The sequence below is a fragment of the Protofrankia sp. Cr2 genome (assembly GCF_963555885.1).
Taxonomy (GTDB): domain Bacteria; phylum Actinomycetota; class Actinomycetes; order Frankiales; family Frankiaceae; genus Protofrankia.
The window spans coordinates 1-5,034 of the sequence record NZ_CAUVXG010000042.1; the positions used below are offsets into that span (position 1 = coordinate 1).

Genomic DNA, 5,034 nt, shown 5'->3' on the forward strand with positions numbered 1-5,034 from the left:
GTGCCGACACCGTGCTCGCCACCGACCCGCCCGTGTCGGCACCGAACCGGCTGGCCGTCGAGGTCGGCGCCGCGCTGAGCGCCCTGGTCCTGTTGGGCGTGCTCCAGAACGTCGATGTGCTGGCGATCGGCGCGCACCGCTCCGCCGAGGCCGGTTCGTACGCGGCGGTGTCCGTCGCGTGCAAGGCGCTGGTCTTCGCTGCGGTCGTGCTGGGGGGCTTCCTGCTGCCCGAGACCGCGACCCGCCGCCACCACGGTGAACACGCGCTGCATCAGCTGGGCGCGACCCTGGCGATGCTCGCGGTGCCGGCCGCCGGGCTTCTCCTCGTCGCCCTGCTCGCTCCGGCGGGTGGACTGGCACTGGCCTTCGGCCCGCGGCTGACCGCATCCGCCAGCGCCCTCGCGCCGCTGGCCGGGGCGATGACCTGCCTCGGGGCAACCGTCCTGTTCACGCACTACCTGCTGGCCGTCGGCGCGCGCGGCGTCCTGGTGGTGCTCGCGGCCGCGACGGCCCTCGCCGTTGCGGGCGTCTGGTGGGTCGGCGGTGCCCCGGTGGCGACGGCCCGGCTGGAACTCGCGCTGCATGCGGTACTGGCCGCCGGCACGGGACTACTGGTCTGGTCCAATGCCCGCCGCACGGCCCTCCGGTGAGCGTGCGATCATCGCTGGTCGGAAGCGTCGCGGGGGCGGATTAGGATGCTTCGGACACGCTTCGCGATCACCGTAGGCCCCGCAGTGCCCGGCCTGCGGCGTGCTGCCGTCTTCCTCCCTGCCGCACCAGCGACCGGGAGCCGAACCAGGACGATTGGGCTGGACCGGTGACCCTGACCGCACCATCGGCACATCCGCGGCGAGCTCTTCCCCGCCGGTTCGGCGGCCGCCCGGCCGCCGGCGGCGAGTCGTCGCCGCTGCGACGCCGGTGGCTGCCGTCGTGGCCCGCATCGCTGCTGGCCGCGATCGCCTACCTGCCGCTGCTGCTCACGGCGCCCGGACGGGTCGGCGTCGACACCAAGGCATATCTGTACATAGACCCGCAACGGCTGATCAGTCATGCGGGGATCATGTGGGCCCCGAACATCGGGATGGGTGCGGTCACCCACCAGAACATCGGCTTCCTCCTCCCGCAGGGCGCCTTCTTCTGGCTCGTCGACCTCGTCGGTCTGCCCGCATGGGTCGCCCAGCGGCTGTGGACCGGCTCGGTGCTGTTCCTGGCGGGCGCCGGCGTGTTGTTCTGCATGCGGTCGTTTCGCTGGCCGAACAGGTCCGCCTTCGTCGCCGCGGCCGCCTACATGCTGAGCCCCTATGTCCTGGAGTACGAGGCCCGAATGTCGGCGATCCTGCTGCCGTACACGGGCCTTGGCTGGCTGCTCGGGATCACCGTCCGGGGGCTGCGCGAGGCCCGGGGCGGCCGCGCGGCCTGGCGGCCGGACGGCTGGCGCTGGCCGGCCGCGTTCGGTGTCACCGTCGCGCTGGTCGGCAGCAGCAACGCGGCCAGTCTGATCTTCGTGCTGCTGGCGCCGATGCTGTGGCTGCCCTTCGCCCTGTGGGGGACCCGGGAGGTCCGGCTCGGCCCCGCACTGGGCATGATCGTCCGAGCCGGCATACTGGTCGTGCTGTGCTCGGCCTGGTGGATCGCGGGTCTGGTCACCCAGGCCGGCTACGGGGTGGACATTCTCGCCTACAGCGAGACGCTCAAGACGGTGGCGAGCGCCTCGCAGGCGTCGGAGGTCCTGCGCGGCCTGGGCAACTGGTACTTCTACGGCCAGGACGCTCTCGGCACGTGGATCACTCCGTCGCGTGACTACACCCAGACCGCATGGGTGATCGCCGCGAGCTTCGCGATACCGGTGCTCGCGCTGGCGGGCGCGGCGCTGCTGCGATGGGGCTACAAGGCATACTTCGTCCTGCTGGTACTCGTCGGTACCACGGTCGCGGTGGGCGTGTACCCCTATGACCACCCCTCGCCGCTGGGCGCGGCGTTCCGCGCGTTCGCGCAGGCATCCACCGCCGGGTTCGCGCTGCGTTCGATGCCCCGGGCGGTACCGCTGGTCGCGCTCGGTCTGTCGGTACTGCTCGCCGGCGGGCTCATGGCGGCCTGCGAACGGCTGGCCACCGCGCTCGGCAACGAGCGCCCGACCACCACGCTCGGCACCGTCGGTGGGCGCCTGCGGCGGCGCTCCGGCGGCGCCCGCCGCCGCGATACCCGCCGCCCCGGTACCCGGGCCCGGTTGCACCGCCTGGCGCCCACCACCGCATGGATCATCGTCATCGTCCTGATAGTGGCGAACCTCAGTCCGCTGTGGCGCGGCCGGTTCATCGAGTCGGATCTGGACCGCCCCGAACAGATCCCCGCCTACGAGGGCCAGGTCGCCACCGCGCTGGACGCGGCCGGTCCCGCCACCCGGGTGCTGGAACTGCCCGGTGCGGACTTCGCCCATTACCGTTGGGGAACCACCCTCGACCCCGTCCTGCCCGGCCTGACCAAGCGCCCCTACCTGGTGCGGGAGCTGATCCCGTTCAGCGCCGCCGCATCCGCCGATCTGCTGCGCGCCTTGGACCGCCGGATGCAGGAAGGTGTGTTCGAAACCGATTCGCTGGCCGACATCGCCCGGCTGATGGGAGTCGGTGACATCGTGCTGCGCAGCAATCAGCAGTACGAACGCTTCCGCACCCCGCGGCCGGTGCCGACCTGGGCGCTGTTCACCGACCCGGTGCCCGCCGGGCTTGGCGCGCCACGCCGCTTCGGCCCGCCGGTCACCGACGCACCACGCATTCCCGTCAACGATGAGCTAGCCCTGGGTACGCCACCGGACGCGGTCAACCCGCCGGCCCTGGCCGTCTTCGGAATCACCAACCCACAACCCATCGTGCGGACGGCGGCGACCGGTGCCCCACTGCTGGTCAGCGGCAACGGGGAGGGGCTGGTCGACGCCGCGGCCGCGGGCCTGCTGGCCGACCCGCTCCGGACGAACCGGGCCATTCTCTACACCGCGTCGATGGCGGCCGACCCGGCATCGGTCAGCCAGGCCCTGGCCGACGGCGCCGATCTTCTTCTCACCGACAGCAACAGGCGCCGGGCCGAACGGTGGGGCTCGATCCGGGACAACTACGGCTACGTGGAAAGCCCCGACACGGTTGCGCTGGCACCCGACCCCAACGACAACCGACTACCGGTCTTTCCGGACCAGACCACGGCGGCCCAGACGGTCGCGGTGCTGCACGCCCCCGGCCAGCCCGGCGACATCGCCGCTGTCGGCGCAACCAGCTACGGCAATGCGTTCGCCTACAGCCCGCCGGAACGTCCGGTGGGCGCGGTCGACGGCGACCTCGACACCGCGTGGCAGGTCGGCGCGTTCGCCAACCCGGTGGGCCAACGCCTCCAGATCACCGTGGCGAACCCGGTGCGCACCGACCGGGTCCGCCTCGTCCAACCGGTACGCGGCTCCCCCAACCGGTGGATCACACAGGCGACGCTCCGGTTCGACGGCGGCTCACCGGTGAGCGTGAACCTCACCGCCGCGTCTCGGACCGAATCCGGCCAGTTGGTCACCTTCCCGACCCGTGGCTTCACCCGCCTAGACATCACCGTCGAGGAGACCAACACCGGAGTCCGTGCCGACTACGCGGATCTGTCCAGCGTCGGGTTCGCCGAAGTCGACATCGTCCGACCGGACGGCACGTCCCCGCACGCGAACGAGCTCCTGCGGATGCCCACCGACCTGCTGACCACGACAGGCAGAGCATCGTTGGAACACCGGCTCATGCTGCAGGTCACCCGTGACCGGGCGAACCCGGCGGAACCGTTCCGGTCCGACACCGAGGCGGCCATGGCCCGGGTGTTCACCCTGCCCACCGCACGTACCTTCGCCCTCACCGGCACCGCCCGCGCGTCCGCCTATGCCAACGACCTGGTCCTGGGTACGTCCACGGGCCGACCGTCGGACCGGGTGACCACCGAGTCGTCGGGCCGACTACCCGGTGATCTGGCCGCCGGCAGCGCCGGTGCGTTCGACGGTGACCCGACGACGCTGTGGAGTCCGGGCTTCGGGATGCAGACCGACGCCTGGATCCAGGTCAATTCCCCGAAGCCGGTGAGTTTCTCGACGCTGACCCTGTCGGTGGTGGCCGACGGGCGCCATTCCGTGCCGAGGGCACTCGGTCTGGTCGTGGACGGTAAGCGGGTGGACACGCTGACCATCCCGCCGATCACCGACATGCCGGGTGGCAGGATCGGAGATCCAGGCGCCGGTCGGACGGTCACCGTCTCCTTCCCCCCCGTCCGGGGCAGCAACATCCGTCTTGTGGTCGACAGCATCCGATCGGTCACCACCCGGGACCCGATCGGCGAGCAGCAGATCACGATGCCGGTCGGACTGGCCGAGGTCGATCTCGCCGGCCTGCGGGTTCCCCCGGCGGCAGCAGCCCTACCCGGCGAATGCCGTAGCGATCTCCTCACGCTCGACGGGCACCCGGTCTCGGTACGGATCACCGGTTCCAGCACCGACGCGCTCGCCCGCAAGGGTCTGCTGGTGTCGCTCTGCGGCACTCCCATCACCCTGGACGCCGGCGACCATACGCTACGCACCACGGCGGGAGCCGAAGTCGGATACGACCTGGACCGACTGGTGCTGGCCTCCGAACCCGGTGGGGGCGCGTCGCCGATCACTGCAGCCGGATCGGTCGCACCGACCGACCAGGGCACCCCGGTCCGATCATCGGGCGAGGGCACCGCCCGCACGCCGGTGGCGGCGGTCACCGGATCGAGCGACACATCGTTCGCCCTGCGGGTCACCAACGCCCAACCCGGCACGCCGTTCTGGCTGGTGCTCGGGCAGAGCCTGTCCGCCGGCTGGAAGGCGACGTCACGGGGAACATCAACGGGAGGATCGACGACCATCGACTACGGCGCGCCACGGCTGGTGGACGGCTACGCCAACGGCTGGCGGATCACTCCGACCGCGTCCAGCTTCACCGTCGATCTGCGCTGGACCCCCCAACGGCTGGTGCGCCGTGCTCTGGTGCTCTCCGGCGCCGC

At 71.5% G+C, this 5,034-nt stretch carries 1 protein-coding gene and 1 pseudogene; both read left to right on the plus strand.

The annotated features are described in order from the left end of the window. Positions 1-650: pseudogene (locus U9978_RS17425) on the plus strand (hypothetical protein); the annotation flags it as partial. 167 nt (positions 651-817) lie between these two features. Continuing rightward, positions 818-5,034, plus strand: a 4,217-nt coding sequence (locus U9978_RS17430) for an alpha-(1->3)-arabinofuranosyltransferase domain-containing protein (protein ID WP_322762204.1), incomplete at its 3' end; no start/stop codon positions are given.